Genomic DNA, 21,145 nt, shown 5'->3' with positions numbered 1-21,145 from the left:
ACGACCCCCGGCGCAGGGATGACCCGCGCCAGGGGGAGAGGCCCCATAGCCACTCCTGGTGCGAAAGGCAAGCGAGTCGCTCGGGCCTTTCGACCAATCCGCTCGATGCCCCGAAGGGCGCCCTTTTCAACCCGAACCCCGCCCTTTCACGCGGAAAGAGCGGGGTTGGATGTCAAAGGGTTCAGCCCTCTGCCGAGGCCCGTTCCGGCGTCGTGTGGGTGTTCACCCGCTCGATCACCTTCCAGGTCTTCAGCTTCGAGATCGGGGCGGTCTCTTCGATCCGCACCGTCTCACCGGCCTTGAACTCATTGCTCTCGTCGTGAGCATGATACTTCTTCGACCGACGGATGATCTTGCCGTAGAGGGGGTGCTTGACCTTCCGCTCCACATTGACGACGACCGTCTTGTCGGTCTTGTCCGAGACAATCACCCCGGTCAGCACGCGCTTCGGCATGTGTCTCGGTCCTTACTTGGCAGCCGCAGCGGTGCGCTGCGCCTGGATGGTCTTGATCCGCGCGATGTCGCGACGGACTTCCTTGACCCGGCTGGGCTTTTCGAGCTGGCTCGTGGCCGCCTGGAAGCGCAGGTTGAACTGCTCACGCTTCAGGTTGCCCAGCGCCTCGACGAGCTGGTCGTCGCTCTGGCCGGTATATTCAGTCTTGGCCATTACTCGCCTCCGAGGTGCGAGGTGTCGCCCAGGCGGGCAACGACCTTGGTCTTGATGGGCAGCTTCATCGCGGCGCGCTCGAATGCCTCGGCGGCCAGCGGGCCGTCGACACCGTCGAGCTCGAACAGGATGCGACCCGGCTTCACGCGGGCGGCCCAGAATTCCGGCGAACCCTTACCCGAGCCCATGCGGACTTCGGCAGGCTTCGACGAGACGGGGACGTCCGGGAAGATGCGGATCCAGAGACGACCCTGGCGCTTGATGTGACGCGTGATCGCGCGGCGAGCCGCCTCGATCTGGCGAGCGGTGATCCGCTCCGGCTCCATGGCCTTCAGGCCATAGGAACCGAAGTTCAGGCTCGTGCCGCCCTTCGCATCGCCGTGGATGCGGCCCTTGAAGGCCTTGCGGAACTTGGTGCGCTTTGGTTGCAGCATGTTCTTTGATCCTTAGCGGCGATGATCGTCGCGCGCCGGGCGCACGCCGGAGGTCTGAGCCTCCATCATCAGCCGGTCCTGCGCCATGGGGTCATGGCCCAGGATCTCGCCCTTGAAGATCCACACCTTCACGCCGCACACGCCATAAGCGGTGTGCGCCTGCGCTTCGGCATAGTCGACGTTCGCGCGCAGCGTGTGCAGCGGAACGCGGCCTTCACGATACCATTCGGTCCGCGCGATTTCCGCGCCGCCCAGACGGCCGCCGCAGGTGATACGGATGCCTTCGGCGCCCAGACGGAGCGCGGACTGCACCGCACGCTTCATGGCACGACGGAACGCGATACGGCGCTCCAGCTGGTCGGCCACGCCCTGTGCGACGAGCTTGGCGTCGATCTCGGGCTTGCGGATCTCGACGATGTTCAGCGACACGTCGGACGAGGTCATCGAACCCAGCTTCTTGCGAAGCTTTTCGATGTCGGCGCCCTTCTTGCCGATGATCACGCCCGGACGCGCCGCGAAGATCGAGATGCGGCACAGCTTGGCCGGACGCTCGATGACGACCTTCGAGATCGCGGCCTGGGGCAGCGTCTTCATGATGTACTGGCGGATCTTCAGATCCTCCAGCAGCAGGCGGCCATAGTCATGGCCTTCGGCGAACCAGCGGCTGTCCCAGGTGCGGTTGATCTGGAGACGCAGGCCGATCGGATTGCTCTTCTGACCCATTATGCTTCTTCCTGCTCGCGGACGACGATGCGGAGCCGCGAAAACGGCTTCAGGATGCGGGTGGACTTGCCACGGCCGCGCGTCGCGAAACGCTTCATGGTGATCGACTTGCCGACCGACGCCTCGGCGACGACGAGCGAGTCGACGTCGAGGTTGTGGTTGTTCTCGGCATTAGCGATCGCGGAGGCCAGGATCTTGCGCGCGTCGACAGCCATCGCCTTCGTCGAGAAGGCCAGGATGTTCATCGCGTCGCCGACCTTCTTGCCGCGGATCAGGGCCGCGACCAGGTTCAGCTTCTGCGCCGAACCACGGATCTGCGTGCCGACCGACAGCGCTTCCTTGTCACCGACCTTGCGGGGGGATGCGGGCTTCGACATCAGCGCTTACCCTTCTTGTCGGCAGCGTGGCCGGGGAAGTAGCGCGTGGGCGCGAACTCACCGAGCTTCATGCCGACCATGTCCTCGTTCACCGAGACGGGAACGAACTTGCGACCATTGTAGACGTTGAAGGTCAGGCCGACGAACGACGGCAGGATGGTCGAGCGACGCGACCAGGTCTTGATCGGACCTGCGCGGTTGCCAGCATCCTGAGCCACTTCGGCCTTCTTCAGGAGATGGAGGTCCACGAAAGGACCCTTCCAAACGGAACGAGCCATTGCGTGTTAGCCCTTCTTCTTGGCGTGACGGCTACGGATGATCATCTTGTCCGTCGCCTTGTTGTGACGAGTGCGCGCACCCTTCGTCGGCTTGCCCCACGGGGTGACCGGATGACGGCCGCCCGAGGTCCGGCCTTCACCACCGCCGTGCGGGTGGTCGACCGGGTTCTTCGCAACACCGCGGGTCAGCGGGCGATGGCCCTTCCAACGGTTGCGACCAGCCTTCGCCAGGTTGGTGTTGCCGTTGTCGGGGTTCGACACCGCGCCGACGGTCGCCATGCAGTTCGCATGGATGTAGCGCTGCTCGCCCGAGTTCAGACGGACGATGACCATGCCCTTGTCGCGGCCCACGACCTGCACATAGGTGCCGGCCGAACGTGCGATCTGACCGCCCTTGCCGGGCTTCATCTCGACGTTGTGGACGATCGTGCCGACCGGCATCTGGCCCAGTTCCATGGCGTTGCCCGGCTTCACGTCGGTCTTCTTGCCCGCGATCACCTTGTCACCGACAGCGAGGCGCTGCGGAGCGATGATGTAGGACTGGTCGACCTTGCCGGCTTCGTCGGTGCCATAGTTGATGAGCGCGATGAAGGCGGTGCGGTTGGGATCATATTCGATCCGCTCCACGGTGCCCTCGACGTCCCACTGGCGACGCTTGAAGTCGATGAAACGGTAGCGCTGCTTGTGGCCGCCCGCGATGCCGCGGCTGGTCACATGGCCCTTGTTGTTGCGGCCGCCGGTCTTGCGCTTGCCTTCGGTGAGCGCCTTGACGGGCGCGCCCTTCCACAGCGCCGAGCGGTCGACGAGGATCAGGCCGCGGCGGGCCGGGCTCGTCGGGTTATAATGCTTGAGTGCCATCGGCTCAGATCCCCGTCGTCACGTCAATGGACTGACCGTCCTTGAGGGTGACGATCGCCTTCTTCATGTCCGAGCGCTGGTACGGAGCGCCCTTCCACTTCTTGGTCTTGCCCTTCTGGACGATGGTGTTCACGCCGGTGACGTTGACGTCGAACAGCGCTTCCACCGCCGCCTTGATCTCGGGCTTGGTAGCACCGGGGGCGACCTTGAACACCACGGCGTTGTGCTCGCTCAGGAGCGTCGCCTTCTCGGTGATGTGCGGCGCGACGATCACGTCGTAATGACGCGGATCGACCGCCTTCTGCTGCTTAGCCATGGAAACGGGCCTCCAGCTTTTCGACAGCCGAGCGCGTCAGCACCAGGGTGTCATGCTTCAGAATGTCGTAGACATTGGCGCCAGCGGCCGGAAGGACGTTGATTTCCTTCAGATTGCCTGCGGCCAGTGCGAACGACGTCTCGACGGCGTCGCCATCGATGACCAGCGCGGTCTTGCCGAAGCCGAGCTTCGCCAGATCGCCCTGCAGCGTCTTCGTCTTGTTGCCGGCCACCGCCAGATCGTTCATCACGATCAGCGAACCCGCCTTGGCATGGCTCGACAGCGCCATCTTCAGGCCCAGGGCGCGAACCTTCTTGTTCAGACCCGGGTTGAAGTCGCGGACGCGGGCGCCGTGCGCCTTACCACCGCCGATGAAGACGGGGGCCCGACGATCGCCGTGACGAGCGACACCGCCGCCCTTCTGGCGACCGAGCTTCTTGCCCGAACGCGCGACATCGGCGCGCTCACGGGTGCCGCGCGCGGTGGCGCGACGCTTTTCCAGCTGCCAGGTCACAACGCGGTGCAGGATGTCGGCGCGCGGATCGAGGCCGAAGACCTCGTCGTTGAGCTCGATGTCCGCGGCGTCGGTGCCGGCGAAGGATTGAACCTTGACCTTCACGACTTAGCCCTCCTGGCTCTCGGTGGCTTCCGGAGCAGGCTCGGCAGAAGCGTTGTTGTTGGCGGCCGCCTTGATGCTGGCGGGGAACGGGGCGTCCGCGTGGCGCGAAACCTTGACCGCGTCCTTGACGATCAGCCAGCCACCCTTCGAGCCGGGCACCGAGCCCTTGACGAAGATCAGGCCGCGCTCGACGTCGGTCGACACGATTTCCAGGTTCTGCTGCGTGCGGTTCTTGTCGCCCATGTGGCCGGCCATCTTCTTGTTCTTGAAGACGCGGCCCGGATCCTGACGGTTACCGGTCGAACCATGCGAACGGTGCGAGACCGAGACGCCGTGGGTCGCGCGCAGACCACCGAAGTTCCAGCGCTTCATCGCACCGGCAAAGCCCTTACCCTGGGTACGACCCTGGATATCGACATACTGGCCGGGGACGAAATGGTCGGCGGAGATTTCCGCGCCGACGTCCAGCAGGCCGTCTTCGTTCACGCGGAACTCGACCAGCACCTGCTTGGGCTCGACTTCGGCCTTGCCGAAGTGGCCACGCTGCGGCTTGGCAACATTCTTGGTCTTGGCGACACCTGCACCAAGCTGGACGGCGGTGTAGCCGTCACGATCCATCTCGCGGCGAGCGACGACCTGTACGCCTTCAAGCGCCAGGACGGTGACCGGCACGTGCCGACCATCGTCCTGGAACAGGCGGGTCATCCCCAGCTTCTTCGCGATCACGCCGGTACGCATGATCCTGTTCCTTCCTCGACAGAGGCCCCCAAGAACCATTCAAGGGGGGCATATCCAGCCCGATTAAAGCGAAACGAGCCCCCGTCCCGGGCTGGCGACCGGCGAACCGGTCAGACGGGGGACGCTGCCCCGGCACCATCCCGCTTGCGCGAGACCACCGGGCGGTATCCCTTAAGAGTGCCGGATCGCGGGAGCGACCTCGGCGCGTTCTCCGGTAGCTTCAGGCCGGAGAAACGCCAAAATCCCGTGGGACGGAATCGTCGACCACGGGAATGCCGGCTCTCTTACGCCAGCTTGATCTCGACATCAACACCTGCGGCGAGGTCGAGCTTCATCAGCGCATCGACGGTCTGCGGGGTCGGCTGCACGATGTCCAGCATCCGCTTGTAGGTGCGGACCTCGAACTGCTCGCGCGACTTCTTGTCGATGTGCGGACCACGGTTGACCGTGAACTTCTCGATGCGCGTCGGAAGCGGGATCGGACCGCGGATAAGAGCGCCGGTGCGGCGCGCGGTGTCGGCGATGTCGCCGGTCGCCTGATCGAGCACGCGATGGTCGAACGCCTTCAGACGAATGCGGATATTGCTGTCCATGATCCCTACCGATGCGAAAGAGCGGGCTTTCCGGTTGCGATCGCGGTGAGCGGCAAGTGCGATCGGCTATCCGACCGGGCACTCGACCGTTCGCCGTGAAGGCGACCCTGGGCCGAAACAAACTCTGGGTTACGACAAGAGCGGAAAACCACCCCTGCCCTCACTAAAAGCAAACGGCCGACTCCGGTGTGCCCGGTGCCAGCCGATTCCCTCAAGGCGTGTGCCTATACGCATATGCCGGGGGTGCCGCAAGGGGTGGGTGCGGTTTTTGTTGAGGGGGATGGACCAGGGCCCCTAACCGCCCCCACCCCCGTTCAGCCTGAGCGAAGTCGAAGGCCACGGGAAAACAGAGACCGCCGGACGTGCACTTCGACTTCGCTCAGTGCGAACGGTGGCAGACCGCCCTCACCCTTCCCACCCGCTGGCGCGGGCGGGCCCCTTCCCTCTCCCGGCGGGAGAGGGAGGGAGGCGCGTAGCGCCGGAAGGGTGAGGGTGTCGCGCCCCGGAAACCACATACGAAAAAGGCCGACCCCGTCGCCGGGGCCGGCCCTTTCCGAAGAAGTTTCAGGCTTTCGCCCGAGACTTACTTGTCGATCGAGCTGACGACGCCCGCGCCGACGGTACGACCGCCTTCACGGATCGTGAAGCGCTGACCGATGTCCATGGCGATCGGAGCGATCAGCTTCACGCCCAGAGCGACGTTGTCGCCCGGCATGACCATCTCGGTGCCCTCGGGCAGCTCGACGGTGCCGGTCACGTCGGTCGTGCGGAAGTAGAACTGCGGACGATAGTTCGCGAAGAACGGGGTGTGACGGCCGCCTTCTTCCTTCGACAGGACGTACACTTCCGACTGGAAGTCGGTGTGCGGGGTGATCGAACCCGGCTTGGCCAGAACCTGACCACGCTCGACTTCGTCACGAGCAACGCCACGGATCAGCGCGCCGATGTTGTCGCCGGCCTGGCCCGAGTCGAGCAGCTTGCGGAACATCTCGACACCGGTGACGGTGGTCTTGCGGGTGTCGTTGATGCCGACGATCTCGACTTCTTCACCAACCTTGATGATGCCGGTTTCGACACGGCCGGTGACGACGGTGCCGCGACCCGAGATCGAGAACACGTCTTCGATCGGCATCATGAACGGCTTGTCGAGCGGACGCTCCGGCTGCGGGATGTATTCGTCGACCTGCTTCATCAGCTCGAGAACGGCATCCTTGCCGAACTTGTCGTTCGAACCCGACAGCGCGCAGGTCGCCGAACCCTTGACGACGGGGATGTCGTCGCCCGGGAATTCGTACGAGCTCAGCAGCTCGCGGATTTCCAGCTCGACCAGCTCGAGGATTTCCTCGTCGTCGACCAGGTCGACCTTGTTCATGAACACGACCATCGCGGGCACGCCGACCTGGCGGGCGAGCAGGATGTGCTCGCGGGTCTGCGGCATCGGGCCGTCGGTCGACGAAACGACGAGGATCGCGCCGTCCATCTGCGCCGCGCCGGTGATCATGTTCTTCACATAGTCGGCGTGGCCGGGGCAGTCGACGTGCGCATAGTGGCGCGCTTCGGTCTCATACTCAACGTGGGCGGTCGAGATGGTGATGCCGCGCTCGCGCTCTTCCGGCGCCTTGTCGATGTTCGCGAAGTCCACCGCCGCGTTGCCGGCGACGTTGTCGGCCAGAACCTTGGTGATCGCTGCGGTCAGCGAGGTCTTGCCGTGGTCGACGTGGCCGATGGTGCCGATGTTGAGGTGCGGCTTGTTCCGCTCGAATTTTGCCTTTGCCATTTTCCTACCTTCTGAATCGAATTCGGTGCCGCATCCGAGGCCACGCGAACGCGGCCCCATAGCGGGTGTTTGAAGCGATTGCCAGCCCCTAGCGTGTCCGCGCCCCCAGTTGCCCCGAGGGCGCGACGGACGCTGTTAGGCCATCTTCGCCTTGACCTCGTCCGCAACATTCTGCGGCACTTCGTCATAGTGCGAGAACTGCATCGAGTACTGCGCACGACCCTGGGTGAACGAGCGGAGCGCGTTCACATAGCCGAACATGTTGGCCAGCGGGACCATCGCCTCGACCGTCTGCGCGTTGCCGCGCGTGTCGGTGCCCTGGATCTGGCCGCGACGGCTGTTCATGTCGCCGATGACGTCGCCCAGATAGTCTTCCGGGGTCACGACCTCGACCTTCATGACCGGCTCGAGCAGCGTGATGCCCGACTTCTGGGCCGCTTCGCGCATCGCGCCGCGGGCACAGATTTCGAACGCCAGCGCCGACGAGTCGACGTCGTGGTACGCGCCGTCATACAGCAGCACCTCGAAGTCGATGATCGGGAAGCCGACCAGCGAACCGGTTTCCGCGGTTTCACGGAAGCCCTTCTCGATCGCGGGGATATATTCCTTCGGAATGTTACCGCCCTTGATTTCGTCCTTGAAGACGAAGCCCGAACCACGCTCGCCCGGGGTCAGCTTGACCTTGACGCGGCCGAACTGGCCGGTGCCGCCCGACTGCTTCTTGTGCGTGTAGTCGATATCGACCGGCTTCTTGAGGTATTCGCGATACGCCACCTGCGGCGCACCGACATTCGCCTCGACCTTGAACTCGCGCTTCATGCGGTCGACCAGGATCTCGAGATGGAGCTCGCCCATGCCCTTGATGATGGTCTGGCCCGACTCGGCGTCCGAGGTCACGCGGAACGAGGGGTCCTCGCGAGCGAGACGATTGAGCGCGACGCCCATCTTCTCCTGGTCGGCCTTGGTCTTCGGCTCCACCGACAGCTCGATCACGGGCTCGGGGAATTCCATCCGCTCCAGGATGATCGGGGCGTTCTGCGCGCAGAGCGTGTCACCGGTCGTGGTATCCTTGAGGCCTGCGAGCGCGACGATGTCGCCGGCATAGGCTTCCTGGATGTCCTCACGGCTGTTCGCATGCATGAGCAGCATACGGCCGATCTTTTCCTTCTTGTCCTTGACCGAGTTCAGAACCTGCGACGAGGTCTCGAGCTTGCCCGAATAGATGCGGGCGAAGGTCAGCGAACCGACGAACGGGTCGTTCATGATCTTGAACGCCAGCGCCGAGAAGGGCTCGGTGTCCGACGAAGGACGCTCGTCCGGCGTCTCGCCGTCGAGCTTCACGCCCTTGATGGCCGGAACGTCGAGCGGCGACGGCAGATAGTCGATGACCGCGTCGAGCAGGGGCTGCACGCCCTTGTTCTTGAAGGCCGAGCCGCAGACCACGGGGACGAACGCCATTTCCAGCGTGCCCTTGCGGATCAGCGCCTTGAGTTCGGCGACCGAAGGCTCGTTGCCTTCCAGATACGCTTCCATCGCGGCGTCGTCCTGCTCGACGGCCATTTCGATCAGGTCGCTGCGATACTTCGCGGCCTTTTCCTTCAGGTCATCGGGGATGTCCTGATATTCGAACTTGGCGCCCAGCGATTCTTCGAGCCAGATGATCGCGCGGTTCTCGACCAAGTCGACCAGGCCCTTGAAGCCGCCCTCGATGCCGATCGGCAGATACAGGACCGCCGGACGCGCGCCCAGACGCTCGATGATCGAGTTCACGCAGAAATAGAAGTCGGCGCCGGTGCGGTCGAGCTTGTTGACGAAGCACATGCGCGGCACGCCGTACTTGTCGGCCTGACGCCACACGGTTTCCGACTGCGGCTCAACACCCGCCACGCCGTCGAAGCAGGCGACTGCGCCGTCGAGCACGCGGAGCGAACGCTCCACTTCGATGGTGAAGTCGACGTGCCCGGGGGTGTCGATGATGTTGATGCGGTTGTCGTTCCAGAAACAGGTCGTCGCGGCCGACGTGATCGTGATGCCGCGCTCCTGCTCCTGCTCCATCCAGTCCATGGTGGCGGTGCCTTCGTGCACTTCGCCGATCTTGTAGGACTTGCCGGTGTAATAAAGAATGCGCTCGGTCGTGGTCGTCTTGCCGGCATCGATGTGCGCCATGATGCCGATGTTGCGATACTTCTCGAGCGGATGGCTGCGGGCCATGATCGATCTTCCTCAAGCGTAGGGGGGAGCCGGTTGGCCCGGCTCCCCCTTATATAGGCTGTTTGCGTGACCAGCGGAAGACCGCCGGCACCGCACCCCGAAAAGGTTGCGGCAGAGCGGAAATGAATCCGGTCCGCCGCAAGGCCCTTACCAGCGGTAGTGCGAGAAGGCGCGATTCGCTTCCGCCATGCGGTGCGTATCTTCGCGCTTCTTGACCGCGTTGCCGCGGTTGTTCGCGGCGTCCATCAGCTCGCCCGACAGACGCGCGGCCATCGTGTTCTCCGAACGGGCGCGCGACGCGCCGATCAGCCAACGGATGGCCAGAGCCTGGGCACGCTCCGGACGGACTTCGACCGGGACCTGGTAGGTCGCACCGCCGACGCGGCGCGAACGAACTTCGATGCCCGGCTTGATGTTGTTCAGCGCATCGTGGAACACGCCGATCGGATCGCGCTTGGCGCGCGTCTCGACGGTTTCCAGGGCACCGTACACGATGGCTTCGGCCACGGACTTCTTACCGTCCAGCATGACCGAGTTCATGAACTTCGACAGGACCACATCCCCGAACTTGGGATCCGGCAGGATTTCCCGCTTTTCGGGACGACGACGACGAGCCATTCTCGTATTTCCTTACAAAACTTCAGCCTTTGGTGGTCGAGGAGCCTCGGATGAGGCCCGACCGGCTTACTTCGGACGCTTCGCGCCGTACTTCGAGCGGGACTGCTTGCGATCCTTCACGCCCTGCGTGTCGAGAACGCCGCGCAGCACATGGTAGCGCACGCCGGGAAGGTCGCGCACACGGCCGCCGCGGATGAGCACCACCGAGTGCTCCTGCAGGTTGTGGCCTTCGCCCGGGATGTACGAGATGACTTCGCGGCTGTTGGTCAGACGGACCTTGGCCACCTTGCGAAGTGCCGAGTTCGGCTTCTTCGGGGTCGTCGTGTAGACACGGGTGCAAACGCCGCGCTTCTGCGGGTTCTGCTCCATTGCAGGGACCTTGGACTTGGCCTTCTGCAGTTCGCGGCCCTTGCGGACCAGCTGGTTGATCGTCGGCATTGAAGCCTTCACCTTTCCATGAGGTTACTTTGCTGGAGCCATCACAGCACTTAGGAATACAAAAAGGGGCCATCGCGGCTTGCGCCCGGCCCATATTCGCATCCAGCAATGTTCAAGCTTGCCCGACGGACATGTCCCGATTCCCGAGAAATCCCCTTCGTGCAGCGGCGGCCTATACGCGGGAGTCGCCTTGGGGTCAATGTCGCCGCCCCGCGCGACACCTGAGGCATCAGGCGAGCGATTCACGAAAATAGTGAAACAGCCTATTGCTCTGCCCGATCAGCCGGGCTAATGGCGGCCGCCTCGCAGGAGTGTAGCTCAGTTGGTAGAGCATCGGTCTCCAAAACCGAGGGCCCACGGTTCGAGTCCGTGCACTCCTGCCACTTTTCCCGACATCGCCGGAATGATCGCGCCGCCGCTGCGGTGATCGCCGCGATGCGCCTGCCATCCGGAAAGCCTCCGCCACGACAGGCGTCATCCCAGCGAAAGCGGGGAACGTTGGCCGCGAGGGGCTCCTACGGCAAAAGACCCCAGCCTGCGCTGGGGTGACACAACAAGCTGCCGGGGATTTCAGTTTACCGGCCGCCGCCCCACGCCCGGCGGAGTCGCGGGGTCCACTTCATCGATCTCGTCGCCGCGATGGCCGCCACCGGCGCCTGCCCCGCTGCCATGGACTTCGCCCGTCTTCGGATCGATCGTGGCGCGCCTGCCATCGTCGTCGGGCAGGCTGGTGTCGGCATTGCCCTCACCCGGTACTGGCGGGGTGGTCGTCACGCGGCCCGAGGGCTCCGCCCGGCCCATCGCGTGCTCGTCGTCGCGATGATAGTCCTGGCCCGTATAGCCACCATCGCGATCGAAGGGCTGAGGGTCGCGCTTTTCCTGCTCGGACATGGATGATCTCCTTTGCCCGGACTCAACGGGGCAAGGGTGACGCCGTTCCCCATCACGCAAAAGGGGCGCCCACCCGGTCGGTGGACGCCCCCTTTCGTCAAGCCGAAGCGTGCCGATCAGCTGCGGAACAGCGAGTGCGGATCGATGATGTCGCCATGCCCGATCGAGTCCGAATCGCGGCTCTGCTGATCGCGCTCGGCACGCAGCGAGGCGAGCAGCGCCTCGCGATCGCCCTCCAGGCGGGTGTCGGTCGGCTGCGCATCGGCATTGCCGCCGGTCGCCTTCGCCGCCTTGGCCACCGCCGAGTCGAGCTCGCGCTGGGTGGTCAGGCCCAGCGTCACCGGGTCCTTCGGCGTGATATTGGCGATGTTCCAGTGGCTGCGGTCGCGGATCGCGGCGATCGTGGTGCGGGTGGTGCCGATCAGGTTGCTGATCGCGCCGTCCGAGATTTCCGGGTGGTTGCGGATGATCCAGGCGATGCCGTCGGGCTTGTCCTGCCGCTTGCTGACCGGCGTGTAGCGCGGGCCCTTGGTCCGGCGGACCTGCTCGGGGCCCTTGGTCATCTTCATGCGATAATCGGGATTGGCCTGCGCCTTCTCGATCTCGCTCTGCGTCACTTCGTGCGCGCGGACCGGATCGCGGCCGGTCAGCTTGGTCGCCGCCGTGTCGTCGGCGATCGCCTGCACTTCCAGGATATGAAGGCCGCAGAAATCCGCAATCTGCTCGAAGGAGAGCGAGGTGTTGTCGACCAGCCAGGAAGCGGTCGCATGGGGCATGAGCGGCTGGGCCACGGGGATCACTCCAGTCGGAAAATAAAAGGGCCGCCCCTCATCGGAGCGGCCGTAGCGGCGGCAAATCTAATGCGAGCCGCCTCCAAGAGCAAGGTGCGGCGCCACAAAGTGACCGAAACAGTGCCTCATACGCCCCTGCCCTTGCCCCGTCCAGCACCCGGCGGCCCAGCGTCGCATCAATTGTCGTCGTCGAATCGCCCGAAGGGCAGGAGCTGCGAGGCCAGCCTGCGGGTTGCCGGACCGTCGCCCGCGTGCACCGGCGTCAGCACGGCGATAGCGGCGCGTTGCAGGATGCGGTCGATCGGCGTCACCGTCGCGGCATGCGCCGCCGCCTCGGCCAGTTTGCGGCCACGCGGGTCGCGCGGATCGAGCTCCAGCCGCAGCAGCGCCGCCAGTCCGGGAAACAAGGCCCGGTCGCCGCCCAGCGCGATCGCCCGGTCGAGCAGGACGAAGCCCGCCCCCCGCTGCGCCCCGAGCGCCGCACGCCCGACGATCGCCCCCAGCTTCTTGACCGCGCCGATATGCCAGGCACCCAGCGCCAGCTGCGCCTCGGCATCGCGGGGATTCTCCGCGATCAGCGCCTCGAATTGACGCCGCGCCGCGAGCGCGTCGGTGCGGTTGCCGGTCAGCTTGGCGCGGTAGCCCAGCGCGGTGGCGCGCATCAGCAGCGCCTCGTGATCGTCGGGGCTGTGCTTCAGCATATTGCCGGCGGTCGCATAGGCGAGCGTCACCCGGCGCAGCGCGCTCGCCTCGTCGGTATCGGCGAAGGAAGCCTGGGTCAGGATGTCGCGTGCCGACTGGGCAGCGGCGGGTATCGCCGCCATATTGCCCGCCATCACGATCCCGGCGGCCAGCCCCCATCGCAGCATTCGCATCCCCCCTTGGCCAATCGTGCGGACCGAACGGATCGGGCCGACCCGGCCGATTCGCTCGTCCGATCCGTTACCCCGGTCGATCACGGTCCGAAATGGGCAGATCGGATTATTCGCCGATGGTCAGGACGATCTTGCCCATATGGTCGCCCGCTTCCATGCGGCGATGCGCGTCCGCGGCCTGCGCCAGCGGAAAGCTGCGATCGATGACCGGGCGCAGCCGCCCTTCCTCGACATGCGGCCAGACGATCCGCGCCACCTCGTCGGCGACCATCGCCTTGAACTCGGCATCGCGACCGCGCAGCGTCGATCCGGTCAGGATCAGGCGGCGGCGCATCACCTCCCAGAGCGGGATTTCCGCCTTCGCGCCGCGCTGCACCGCGATCGAGACATGCCGCCCCTCCTCGGCCAGGCATTTCAGGTTGCGCGGCACATAATCGCCGCCGACCATGTCGAGGACGATGTCCACGCCCTTGCCGCCGGTGAAGGCCTGGACCGCCTCGACGAAATCCCCGGTGCGATAGTTGATCGCCTTGGCCGCGCCGAGCTTTTCGGCGGCCGCGCATTTGTCGTCCGATCCGGCGGTGACGATCACCGTCAGGCCGAACAGCTTGCCCAGCAGGATCGCCATGGTGCCGATGCCGCTGGTCCCGCCATGGACGAGCAGCGTCTCGCCCTCGCGGGCATAGGCGCGCTCGAAGACATTGGTCCACACGGTGAACAGCGTCTCGGGCAGCGCCGCCGCCTGCACCATCGACAGGCCGTTGGGCACGGGCAGGCAGTGCTCGGCCACCGCCACCGCATATTCGGCATAGCCGCCGCCGCCGATCAGCGCGCAGACCGGCTGGCCCAGCATCTCGGGCCCGACGCCCTCGCCGATCGCGATGACCTCGCCCGCGACTTCCAGACCGGGGATGGAGGGCGCGCCCGGCGGCGGGGGATAGAGCCCCTGGCGCTGCATCACATCGGGCCGGTTGACCCCGGCGGCGGCGATCCGGATCAGCACTTCGCCCGCACCGGGCCGCGGGGTCGGCCGACGGGTCGGGACCAGCACCTCCGGCCCGCCCGCCGCTTCGGGATCGATCGCGGTCATCATCTCGGGGAGATCGCCGATCCCCATCACGTCGTTATCCGCGTGCACCGATTACCGCCCCTTCGTGAACGTCGCCATGTCGCCCCGTTATTGACATCGGCGGCGACCGGGTCAACGCTGCATCCCGATATGGAACAGGACGACTCCCCGATCCGCATTCCCGACAGCCTGACCATGCTGGTCCGGACCGATCTCGATCCGCTCTCGCTCGCCGAGCTGGAGACGCGGATCGCGGTGCTGGAGCAGGAGATCGAACGGACCCGCCGCCACATCGACCGCGCCGCGCTCCACCGCGCCAGCGCCGACGCGCTGTTCAAGCGGTGACGCAGGGGGGGCCCCACCCGGCGCGCACGCTCCCAGGCGGTCCCATATTTTCGTTCGCGCGATACGCTTTGTTCAGCCGCCGCGCGTTACACCCGCTTGATGCCGGGGCGAACCATCCCGACATTGGTCGAAACGAGGCGTCAGTCCATGGCGCTTCGGAAGGAGTATCGTAGATGCCATCTTTCGCCCCCGCGCTCGAGACCACGCTTCACAAGGCGCTGGAAGCCGCGACCGTGCGGCGCCACGAATATGCCACGCTGGAGCACCTCCTCCTCGCGCTGATCGACGACGACCATGCCTCCAAGGTGATGGAGGCGTGCCATGTCGACCTGGGCGAGCTGAAGGCGACGGTCGCCCAGTATCTCGACACCGAACTCGACGCGCTGAAGGTCGAGGCGGCGACCGACCCCTCCCCCACCAGCGGGTTCCAGCGCGTCGTCCAGCGCGCGATCCTGCACGTCCAGTCCTCGGGCCGCGACGAGGTGACCGGCGCGAACGTGCTGGTCGCCCTGTTCTCCGAACGCGAATCCTATGCCGTCTATTTCCTCCAGCAGCAGGATATGAGCCGCCTGGACGCCGTCAGCTTCATCAGCCACGGCGTCGGCAAGGGTGGTGCTGCCAGCGAGTCGACCCCGCCCAAGGGCGTCGAGGAGGAAAAGCCCGCCAAGCCCGCCGAAAAGGGCAAGGGTGAAAGCGCGCTCAAGCAGTTCACCGTCGACCTCAACGAAAAGGCCAAGCTGGGCAAGGTCGATCCGCTGATCGGGCGCGGGCCCGAAGTGGACCGCACCGTCCAGATCCTGTGCCGCCGGTCGAAGAACAATCCGCTCTATGTGGGCGATCCCGGCGTCGGCAAGACCGCCATCGCGGAAGGCCTGGCGCGCAAGATCATCGAGGGCAATGTGCCCGAGGTGCTGCTGAACGCCGTCATCTATTCGCTCGACATGGGCGCGCTGCTGGCGGGCACCCGCTATCGCGGCGATTTCGAGGAGCGGCTGAAGGCGGTCGTCAACGAGCTGGAGAAACTGCCGCACGCGGTGCTCTTCATCGACGAGATCCACACCGTCATCGGCGCGGGCGCGACCAGCGGCGGGGCGATGGATGCGTCGAACCTGCTCAAGCCCGCTCTGTCGGGCGGCACGATCCGCTGTATCGGCTCGACCACCTATAAGGAGTTCCGCAACCACTTCGAAAAGGACCGCGCGCTGCTGCGCCGGTTCCAGAAGATCGACGTGAACGAGCCGACGATCGAGGACACGATCAAGATCCTGGCAGGGCTCCGCTCGGCGTTCGAGGATCACCATCAGGTCAAGTATACCCCCGATGCGATCAAGTCGGCGGTCGAGCTGTCGGCGCGCTATATCAACGACCGCAAGCTGCCCGACAAGGCGATCGACGTGATCGACGAAGTGGGCGCGATGCAGATGCTGGTGCCGGTCAGCAAGCGCAAGAAGACGATCACCCCCAAGGAGATCGAGGCCGTGATCGCCACCATGGCGCGCATCCCGCCCAAGAGCGTGTCGACCGACGACCGCCAGCAGCTGGAGACGCTGGAGACCGATCTCAAGCGGGTGGTGTTCGGCCAGAATGCCGCGATCGAGAATCTGTCCTCGGCGATCAAGCTCAGCCGGGCGGGCCTGCGCGATCCCGACAAGCCGATCGGCAACTATCTGTTCACCGGCCCCACGGGCGTCGGCAAGACCGAGGTTGCTCGCCAGCTGGCGACGATCCTGGGCATTCCGCTCCAGCGGTTCGACATGTCCGAATATATGGAGCGTCACTCGGTCAGCCGTCTGATCGGCGCCCCTCCGGGCTATGTCGGATACGACCAGGGCGGCCTGCTGACCGATGCGGTCGACCAGAATCCGCACTCGGTGCTGCTGCTCGACGAGATCGAGAAGGCGCATCCCGATCTGTTCAACATCCTCCTGCAGGTGATGGACAACGGGAAGCTGACCGATCACCACGGCAAGACGGTCGATTTCCGCAACACGATCATCATCATGACGACCAATGCGGGCGCCGCCGACATGGCGCGCGAGACGGTCGGGTTCGGCAACCTCACCCGCGAGGGCGAGGACGAGCAGGCGGTGCAGAAGATGTTCTCGCCCGAGTTCCGCAACCGCCTCGATGCGATCGTGCCCTTCGGCTATCTCCCGCCCGAGGTCGTCGCGCGGGTGGTGGACAAGTTCATCCTCCAGCTCGAACTCCAGCTGGCCGATCGTCACGTCCATATCAGCCTGGACGAAGCGGCGAAGAGCTGGCTCACCGAAAAGGGCTATGACCGCCTGTATGGCGCGCGTCCGATGGGCCGCCTGATCCAGGAGAAGATCAAGCAGCCGCTCGCCGAGGAACTGCTGTTCGGCAAGCTGGTCCATGGCGGCGAGGTGACGGTGAGGATGAAGGACGGCGCGCTGTCCTTCGCGATCGAACCCGCCGCGCCGAAGAAGCCGCGCAAGAAGGGCGGCAAGCCGGCGGAAGTCGACGCAGGCTGATCGCCGACATGATCGGGCCGGGTGGCATCACCCGGCCCTTTTTTTCGGGTGGCCGTGCGAAGGGCCCAAGCGTCGGCTTTCCCAGATCAAGCCGTTAACCACACACTCATAAAATTTAAGCCAAATTTAAATTAAGCCATGATATGGTCCGCGCCATGGGTGGTGGATGGCTGACCAGGATTGGCGCGCTGATTCTGGCGATCATGCTGGGCCTTGTGCCATTGTCTGCCGCGCAGGCGCAGGTCGGCCAACCGCTGACCACCTGTATCCGGCCCATCCACCCCGGCGATACGCCGCAGGCGATGCTGGCGGCCCCGCAGCGTTTCGACTGCCGAAGCGACCAGTCCTCTTATGGCGTCGGCGACTATTGGGTGCTCTCCCAGCCACTGCCGGTGATTGCCGGCGATCCGCGCGATCGGCTGGCGGTCCGCTTCGCCAGCACCTGGCAGGACGCGACGACCCTGCATATCCTCTATGCCGACGGCCAGATGCGCCGGGTCGCCTATACCAGCGCGACCACCTCTCCCTATCTGCTGCTGGGCGCGATGATCGGCGTCCCCCTGCCGCGCGAGGGGGCGCGGCCGGTCCGCATCCTGTGGGAGGCGCATGGCGCGGCGAATATGCGCGGCGTCGTGCGCGGCGCGCGCCTGGGCCGTCATGGCGACATGCTGGCGACCGAATCCTCGCTGGGGCTGATCTATGGCCTGATCATGGGGATGGTGATCGGACTGGCGGTCTATAATCTCGCGCTCTGGCCCGCGCTGCGCCAGCCGCTCCAGCCCGTCTATTGCCTGTTGCTGTTCTTCATCACCGGCTATGCGCTCGCGTCGTCGGGGCTGATCGGCCAGTGGCTGCCCTGGCTGGACAATAACGAGCGGCACCGATGGAACGCCATCATGCTGGGCGGGGTCGCGCTGACCCTGGTCATCTTCGCGCGCCACTTCTTCGAGCGGAAGGTGTTCGAGGGCTGGCTGGACCGGTTGGCGATCGTGTCGTTCGTGCTGATCGCCATTCCCAACGTCGCCTTCGCGCTGCTCGCGCCGCGCTGGATCCTGCCGCTCGACCAGGCCGTGGTCTTCGGCTTCCTCGTCCTGTTGTTCTTCCTGATCGCGGTGCTCGTCCAGGCCTGGCGGCGACGGAGCAATTTCCTTTGGGCCTTCGCCTTCGCATGGGGCGCGCCGATCGTTTTTGCCATGTTCCGGCTGCTCCACGCCGCGCATCTGATCGCCTGGCGACCATGGATCGACCAGTCGACGGTGCTGTCGATGGGGGCCGAGGCGCTGATCGCCAGCCTGGGCGTCGCCTATCGCATCTATCTGCTCAGCCGCGACCGCGACCTGGCGCGCGCCGACGAGCGGGTCGCGCGGCGGCTGGCGGATACCGATTCGCTGACCGGGCTGTTCAACCGCCGCGCCTTTCTCGACCAGGCGATCGGGCGCAGCGGGCCGCAGACGCTGATCCTGATCGATATCGATCATTTCAAGCGGATCAACGACCAACTGGGCCATGACGGTGGCGACGAGGTCCTCCGCGGCTTTGCGCATGCGCTGGCCGATCTGGTCGGCCCCGACACGCTGATCGCACGGATCGGCGGCGAGGAGTTCGCGCTGCTGACCGACGCCGCGCGCGGGCCGGATATCGACCTGCTGCTCGCCCGGCTGCGCGAGGTCGCCTATCCCTCGGGGCTGAAGGTCACCGCCAGCCTGGGGCTGTGCACCGGCCCGATGCGGGACGAGACGGACTGGAGGGCGATCTACCGCGAGGCGGATCAGGCGCTTTACGCCGCCAAGAATTGCGGGCGCGACCGGGCGTGCCGAGGCCGCTCCCTGCCGATGACCGGCGGGATGGCGGAAAGCCGCCCCGCAGCCCCCTTGCCGCTCGTCCGGACACGGCCTAGACCGGCGCGCGGGGAGACGGGGGCGTGCGCGAACGGCGGATCGTGATGGGAATGGCGGTGCTGGCGCTGGTCGCGCTCGCCTATCGCCATCCGACCGCCGATATCCGCCTCATCACCCATGACCTGACCGACCGGTCGCCGCGCCGGGTGCAGGCGGCGGTCGATCTGGGGCTGCTCAGCGTCTCGTTCCTCTATACTTGGACGGTCAACCGACTCCGATAGGGACAGGCGCGGCATAAGGATGGATCAAGCATCCTTGCGCGCGCCGGATGCGTGCCGCATAGCGACGTCATGGATACGCCCATCGAAGAACTGACGTTCGAGGACGCCCTCAAGGAACTGGAGAGGATCGTCGGCCGACTGGAAAGCGGCGAAGCGACGCTCGACGAATCGATCCGCCTCTATGAGCGCGGCGACCGTCTGCGTCAGCGTTGCGCCGAGCGGCTCGACGCCGCCCAGGCCCGGATCGAGGCGATCCGCCTCGATGCCGAAGGCAAGGCTGCGGGCACCCGCCCGTTCCAGGCGGGTTGAGCGTGACGCTTACCGCCACGACCCTGTCGGGCGCGCTGGCCGAGGTCGCCGAGGATATCGACCGCCGCTTCGCGCAGGTGCTGGCCGATCCGGGCGATCCCCGCGCCTCGCTCTATGCCGCGATGCGCCATGCCGCGATCGGCGGGGGCAAGCGGCTGCGCCCGCTCCTCGTCTTCGCCACCGCGCATCTGTTCGACGTGGACCGCGACTGTGCGGGCTGGGTCGCAACCGCGCTGGAGGCGATCCATGTCTATTCGCTGATCCATGACGATCTGCCCGCGATGGACGATGACGACCTGCGGCGCGGCAAGCCGACCGTCCACAAGGCGTTCGACGAGGCGACGGCGATCCTGGCGGGCGACTGTCTCCACGCGCTGGCCTTCGAGATCCTGGCCGATCCGTCGACCCATGCCGATCCCTTCGTCCGGTCCGAGCTGATCCTCGACCTCGCCCGCGCCTCGGGGCCCAGCGGCATGGCGGGCGGGCAGATGATGGACCTGGAGGCCGAGCGGCAGGTGTTCGACCTCGCCACCGTCACCCGGCTCCAGCAGATGAAGACCGGCGCGCTGATCTGCGCCGCGGTCGAGGCGGGCGCGATCCTGGGACGCGTCGCGCCCGAGGGCCGCATCCATCTGCGCGGCTATGCGCATGACCTGGGTCTGGCCTTCCAGATCGCCGACGACCTGCTCGACGCCGAGGGGGACGAGGCGGCGGCGGGCAAGAAGCTGCGCAAGGACGAGGAGGCGGGCAAGGCCACCTTCCTCAGCCTGCTCGGCGTCGAGCGCGCGCGCGAACAATGCCGGATGCTGGTCGCCCAGGCGATCGAGCATTTGCGCGATTACGGCCCCGAGGCCGACCTGCTCCGCGCCATCGCCGCCTATGTCGTGGAGCGCGACCGATGACCCGGATCGGCGTCTATCCCGGCACCTTCGATCCCGTCACGCTGGGCCATATGGACATCATCCGGCGCGGCGCGAAGCTGGTCGACCGGCTGGTGATCGGCGTCACGACCAACCCGTCCAAGTCACCCATGTTCACGCTGGACGAGCGCATGGAGATGGTCCGCCGCGAGATCGCCGGTGTGGCAGGCGAGATCCATGTCGTCGCCTTCGATTCGCTGCTGATGGACTTTGCCGAGCGCGAGGGCGCCAAGGTCATCGTCCGGGGCCTGCGCGCGGTCGCCGATTTCGAATATGAATATCAGATGGCGGGGATGAACCAGCAGATCAATCCGCGCGTCGAGACCGTCTTCCTGATGGCCGATGTCGCGCTGCAACCCATCGCCAGCCGCCTGGTCAAGGAGATCGCGCTCTATGGCGGCAATATCGCCAAGTTCGTGACGCCTGCGGTGCGCGAGGATGTCGTCGCGCGGGTCGAGAAGATCGGCCGCAAGGGATCTTAGGATCCTCCCCGGCACGGGGAGGTGGCAGGGCGCAGCCCTGACGGAGGGGGCTCTCCGCAACCGGCATCCTTTGCCGCACACCCCCTCCACCATCGCTTCGCGACGGTCCCCCTCCCCGTGCCGGGGAGGAGTTGATCCTCGAAAAGGTTCAGATTGGCGCAAGGGGCGATTTGCTCTACAGCCTCCCCATTCCTTTCCTTGTCGT

The 21,145-nt window shown here is 65.6% G+C and carries 26 protein-coding genes and 1 tRNA gene; 8 read left to right on the top strand and 19 right to left on the bottom strand.

Translation table 11 applies throughout. The features are described 5' to 3' along the window. Window positions 1-181 precede the first annotated feature (181 nt). From rpsQ to rpsL, 15 genes are all read right to left on the bottom strand, one after another. Complete coding sequence (gene rpsQ / locus ACFX59_RS10590; protein WP_037569382.1) at window positions 182-454, bottom strand: 30S ribosomal protein S17; 273 nt, start codon at window positions 452-454, stop codon at window positions 182-184. 12 nt (window positions 455-466) lie between these two features. Beyond that, window positions 467-667, bottom strand: coding sequence for a 50S ribosomal protein L29 (gene rpmC / locus ACFX59_RS10585; protein WP_007406063.1), 201 nt, complete (start codon window positions 665-667; stop codon window positions 467-469). Then, window positions 667-1,101: a 50S ribosomal protein L16 gene (gene rplP / locus ACFX59_RS10580; RefSeq protein WP_007406071.1), complete on the bottom strand. Its 435-nt coding sequence runs from the start codon at window positions 1,099-1,101 to the stop codon at window positions 667-669. The genes rpmC and rplP overlap by 1 nt, the downstream gene beginning before the upstream one ends. A gap of 12 nt (window positions 1,102-1,113) precedes the next feature. Continuing rightward, complete coding sequence (rpsC, locus tag ACFX59_RS10575) at window positions 1,114-1,824, bottom strand: 30S ribosomal protein S3 (protein ID WP_007406047.1); 711 nt, start codon at window positions 1,822-1,824, stop codon at window positions 1,114-1,116. Further along, the gene (gene rplV / locus ACFX59_RS10570) at window positions 1,824-2,201 is read right to left on the bottom strand and encodes a 50S ribosomal protein L22 (RefSeq protein ID WP_042491177.1); all 378 of its coding nucleotides are present in this window, start codon (window positions 2,199-2,201) and stop codon (window positions 1,824-1,826) included. Before rplV ends, rpsC begins: the two co-directional genes overlap by 1 nt. Continuing rightward, the gene (rpsS, locus tag ACFX59_RS10565) at window positions 2,201-2,479 is read right to left on the bottom strand and encodes a 30S ribosomal protein S19 (protein ID WP_037569384.1); all 279 of its coding nucleotides are present in this window, start codon (window positions 2,477-2,479) and stop codon (window positions 2,201-2,203) included. The genes rplV and rpsS overlap by 1 nt, the downstream gene beginning before the upstream one ends. 6 nt (window positions 2,480-2,485) lie before the next feature. Further along, window positions 2,486-3,337 (bottom strand): 50S ribosomal protein L2, encoded by an 852-nt coding sequence (gene rplB, locus ACFX59_RS10560; protein ID WP_042491179.1) that lies wholly within the window; start codon window positions 3,335-3,337, stop codon window positions 2,486-2,488. Between the two features lie 4 nt (window positions 3,338-3,341). Continuing rightward, entirely contained in the window at window positions 3,342-3,653 is a 312-nt protein-coding gene (locus tag ACFX59_RS10555; protein ID WP_042491181.1) for a 50S ribosomal protein L23, read from the bottom strand. Then, window positions 3,646-4,272, bottom strand: coding sequence for a 50S ribosomal protein L4 (gene rplD / locus ACFX59_RS10550; RefSeq protein WP_056430747.1), 627 nt, complete (start codon window positions 4,270-4,272; stop codon window positions 3,646-3,648). The genes ACFX59_RS10555 and rplD overlap by 8 nt, the downstream gene beginning before the upstream one ends. 3 nt (window positions 4,273-4,275) lie before the next feature. Then, complete coding sequence (gene rplC, locus ACFX59_RS10545; protein WP_056430750.1) at window positions 4,276-5,010, bottom strand: 50S ribosomal protein L3; 735 nt, start codon at window positions 5,008-5,010, stop codon at window positions 4,276-4,278. A 284-nt stretch (window positions 5,011-5,294) separates the two neighbouring features. Further along, the gene (gene rpsJ / locus ACFX59_RS10540) at window positions 5,295-5,603 is read right to left on the bottom strand and encodes a 30S ribosomal protein S10 (protein ID WP_007406109.1); all 309 of its coding nucleotides are present in this window, start codon (window positions 5,601-5,603) and stop codon (window positions 5,295-5,297) included. A 583-nt stretch (window positions 5,604-6,186) separates the two neighbouring features. After that, the gene (tuf, locus tag ACFX59_RS10535) at window positions 6,187-7,380 is read right to left on the bottom strand and encodes an elongation factor Tu (RefSeq protein ID WP_007406059.1); all 1,194 of its coding nucleotides are present in this window, start codon (window positions 7,378-7,380) and stop codon (window positions 6,187-6,189) included. A 135-nt stretch (window positions 7,381-7,515) separates the two neighbouring features. After that, complete coding sequence (gene fusA / locus ACFX59_RS10530) at window positions 7,516-9,591, bottom strand: elongation factor G (RefSeq protein WP_294235119.1); 2,076 nt, start codon at window positions 9,589-9,591, stop codon at window positions 7,516-7,518. Window positions 9,592-9,738: 147 nt separating this feature from the next. After that, the gene (rpsG, locus tag ACFX59_RS10525; RefSeq protein ID WP_007406077.1) at window positions 9,739-10,209 is read right to left on the bottom strand and encodes a 30S ribosomal protein S7; all 471 of its coding nucleotides are present in this window, start codon (window positions 10,207-10,209) and stop codon (window positions 9,739-9,741) included. Between the two features lie 66 nt (window positions 10,210-10,275). Then, the gene (gene rpsL, locus ACFX59_RS10520) at window positions 10,276-10,647 is read right to left on the bottom strand and encodes a 30S ribosomal protein S12 (protein WP_007406072.1); all 372 of its coding nucleotides are present in this window, start codon (window positions 10,645-10,647) and stop codon (window positions 10,276-10,278) included. Between the two features lie 307 nt (window positions 10,648-10,954). Here rpsL and ACFX59_RS10515 point away from each other — a divergent pair. Beyond that, window positions 10,955-11,030, top strand: a tRNA-Trp gene (locus tag ACFX59_RS10515). 187 nt (window positions 11,031-11,217) lie between these two features. Here the strand turns inward: ACFX59_RS10515 and ACFX59_RS10510 are convergent. The 4 genes from ACFX59_RS10510 to ACFX59_RS10495 all read right to left on the bottom strand — a co-directional run bounded on the left by ACFX59_RS10510 (window position 11,218) and on the right by ACFX59_RS10495 (window position 14,294). After that, complete coding sequence (locus ACFX59_RS10510; protein WP_387432208.1) at window positions 11,218-11,538, bottom strand: hypothetical protein; 321 nt, start codon at window positions 11,536-11,538, stop codon at window positions 11,218-11,220. Between the two features lie 116 nt (window positions 11,539-11,654). After that, a complete protein-coding gene (locus tag ACFX59_RS10505; RefSeq protein ID WP_307102965.1) occupies window positions 11,655-12,329 on the bottom strand; it encodes a DUF1013 domain-containing protein in 675 nt (224 codons plus the stop codon). 176 nt (window positions 12,330-12,505) lie between these two features. Further along, window positions 12,506-13,198: a hypothetical protein gene (locus ACFX59_RS10500; protein WP_387432206.1), complete on the bottom strand. Its 693-nt coding sequence runs from the start codon at window positions 13,196-13,198 to the stop codon at window positions 12,506-12,508. A gap of 112 nt (window positions 13,199-13,310) precedes the next feature. Next, a complete protein-coding gene (locus ACFX59_RS10495) occupies window positions 13,311-14,294 on the bottom strand; it encodes an NAD(P)H-quinone oxidoreductase (protein ID WP_387432217.1) in 984 nt (327 codons plus the stop codon). Window positions 14,295-14,423: 129 nt separating this feature from the next. Here ACFX59_RS10495 and ACFX59_RS10490 point away from each other — a divergent pair, with 129 nt between their 5' ends. The 7 genes from ACFX59_RS10490 (at window position 14,424) to coaD (ending at window position 20,940) form a co-directional block, all read left to right on the top strand. After that, window positions 14,424-14,618 carry a DUF1192 domain-containing protein gene (locus ACFX59_RS10490; RefSeq protein ID WP_309692798.1) on the top strand — a complete coding sequence of 65 codons (195 nt, stop codon included), beginning with the start codon at window positions 14,424-14,426 and terminating at the stop codon, window positions 14,616-14,618. 173 nt (window positions 14,619-14,791) lie between these two features. Then, complete coding sequence (clpA, locus tag ACFX59_RS10485; RefSeq protein WP_307102958.1) at window positions 14,792-17,110, top strand: ATP-dependent Clp protease ATP-binding subunit ClpA; 2,319 nt, start codon at window positions 14,792-14,794, stop codon at window positions 17,108-17,110. A 143-nt stretch (window positions 17,111-17,253) separates the two neighbouring features. Next, window positions 17,254-19,053: a diguanylate cyclase domain-containing protein gene (locus tag ACFX59_RS10480; protein WP_387432204.1), complete on the top strand. Its 1,800-nt coding sequence runs from the start codon at window positions 17,254-17,256 to the stop codon at window positions 19,051-19,053. Then, on the top strand, window positions 19,032-19,229 hold the full coding sequence (locus ACFX59_RS10475; protein WP_387432203.1) for a hypothetical protein: 198 nt from the start codon (window positions 19,032-19,034) through the stop codon (window positions 19,227-19,229). The genes ACFX59_RS10480 and ACFX59_RS10475 overlap by 22 nt, the downstream gene beginning before the upstream one ends. Before the next feature lie 69 nt (window positions 19,230-19,298). After that, window positions 19,299-19,538, top strand: coding sequence for an exodeoxyribonuclease VII small subunit (locus ACFX59_RS10470; RefSeq protein ID WP_007406073.1), 240 nt, complete (start codon window positions 19,299-19,301; stop codon window positions 19,536-19,538). A gap of 2 nt (window positions 19,539-19,540) precedes the next feature. Beyond that, complete coding sequence (locus ACFX59_RS10465) at window positions 19,541-20,440, top strand: farnesyl diphosphate synthase (RefSeq protein ID WP_309699151.1); 900 nt, start codon at window positions 19,541-19,543, stop codon at window positions 20,438-20,440. Continuing rightward, a complete protein-coding gene (gene coaD / locus ACFX59_RS10460) occupies window positions 20,437-20,940 on the top strand; it encodes a pantetheine-phosphate adenylyltransferase (RefSeq protein ID WP_387432201.1) in 504 nt (167 codons plus the stop codon). The genes ACFX59_RS10465 and coaD overlap by 4 nt, the downstream gene beginning before the upstream one ends. Window positions 20,941-21,145 lie beyond the last annotated feature (205 nt).

It is taken from the genome of Sphingomonas sp. NCPPB 2930 (assembly GCF_042867205.1).
In the GTDB taxonomy this organism is placed as follows: domain Bacteria; phylum Pseudomonadota; class Alphaproteobacteria; order Sphingomonadales; family Sphingomonadaceae; genus Sphingomonas.
Note: the sequence above shows the minus strand (reverse complement) of the source record. Positions and strands in the feature narration are given on the sequence as shown.

Bases quoted from the DNA above. Each gene is read 5' to 3' on its own strand.
- rpsQ (WP_037569382.1), bottom strand. From the start codon at position 454: ATGCCGAAGCGCGTGCTGACCGGGGTGATTGTCTCGGACAAGACCGAC.
- rpmC (WP_007406063.1), bottom strand. From the start codon at position 667: ATGGCCAAGACTGAATATACCGGCCAGAGCGACGACCAGCTCGTCGAG.
- rplP (WP_007406071.1), bottom strand. From the start codon at position 1,101: ATGCTGCAACCAAAGCGCACCAAGTTCCGCAAGGCCTTCAAGGGCCGC.
- rpsC (WP_007406047.1), bottom strand. From the start codon at position 1,824: ATGGGTCAGAAGAGCAATCCGATCGGCCTGCGTCTCCAGATCAACCGC.
- rplV (WP_042491177.1), bottom strand. From the start codon at position 2,201: ATGTCGAAGCCCGCATCCCCCCGCAAGGTCGGTGACAAGGAAGCGCTG.
- rpsS (WP_037569384.1), bottom strand. From the start codon at position 2,479: ATGGCTCGTTCCGTTTGGAAGGGTCCTTTCGTGGACCTCCATCTCCTG.
- rplB (WP_042491179.1), bottom strand. From the start codon at position 3,337: ATGGCACTCAAGCATTATAACCCGACGAGCCCGGCCCGCCGCGGCCTG.
- ACFX59_RS10555 (WP_042491181.1), bottom strand. From the start codon at position 3,653: ATGGCTAAGCAGCAGAAGGCGGTCGATCCGCGTCATTACGACGTGATC.
- rplC (WP_056430750.1), bottom strand. From the start codon at position 5,010: ATGCGTACCGGCGTGATCGCGAAGAAGCTGGGGATGACCCGCCTGTTC.
- rpsJ (WP_007406109.1), bottom strand. From the start codon at position 5,603: ATGGACAGCAATATCCGCATTCGTCTGAAGGCGTTCGACCATCGCGTG.
- tuf (WP_007406059.1), bottom strand. From the start codon at position 7,380: ATGGCAAAGGCAAAATTCGAGCGGAACAAGCCGCACCTCAACATCGGC.
- fusA (WP_294235119.1), bottom strand. From the start codon at position 9,591: ATGGCCCGCAGCCATCCGCTCGAGAAGTATCGCAACATCGGCATCATG.
- rpsG (WP_007406077.1), bottom strand. From the start codon at position 10,209: ATGGCTCGTCGTCGTCGTCCCGAAAAGCGGGAAATCCTGCCGGATCCC.
- rpsL (WP_007406072.1), bottom strand. From the start codon at position 10,647: ATGCCGACGATCAACCAGCTGGTCCGCAAGGGCCGCGAACTGCAGAAG.
- ACFX59_RS10510 (WP_387432208.1), bottom strand. From the start codon at position 11,538: ATGTCCGAGCAGGAAAAGCGCGACCCTCAGCCCTTCGATCGCGATGGT.
- ACFX59_RS10500 (WP_387432206.1), bottom strand. From the start codon at position 13,198: ATGCTGCGATGGGGGCTGGCCGCCGGGATCGTGATGGCGGGCAATATG.
- ACFX59_RS10495 (WP_387432217.1), bottom strand. From the start codon at position 14,294: ATGACCGCGATCGATCCCGAAGCGGCGGGCGGGCCGGAGGTGCTGGTC.
- ACFX59_RS10490 (WP_309692798.1), top strand. From the start codon at position 14,424: ATGGAACAGGACGACTCCCCGATCCGCATTCCCGACAGCCTGACCATG.
- clpA (WP_307102958.1), top strand. From the start codon at position 14,792: ATGCCATCTTTCGCCCCCGCGCTCGAGACCACGCTTCACAAGGCGCTG.
- ACFX59_RS10480 (WP_387432204.1), top strand. From the start codon at position 17,254: ATGGTCCGCGCCATGGGTGGTGGATGGCTGACCAGGATTGGCGCGCTG.
- ACFX59_RS10470 (WP_007406073.1), top strand. From the start codon at position 19,299: ATGGATACGCCCATCGAAGAACTGACGTTCGAGGACGCCCTCAAGGAA.
- coaD (WP_387432201.1), top strand. From the start codon at position 20,437: ATGACCCGGATCGGCGTCTATCCCGGCACCTTCGATCCCGTCACGCTG.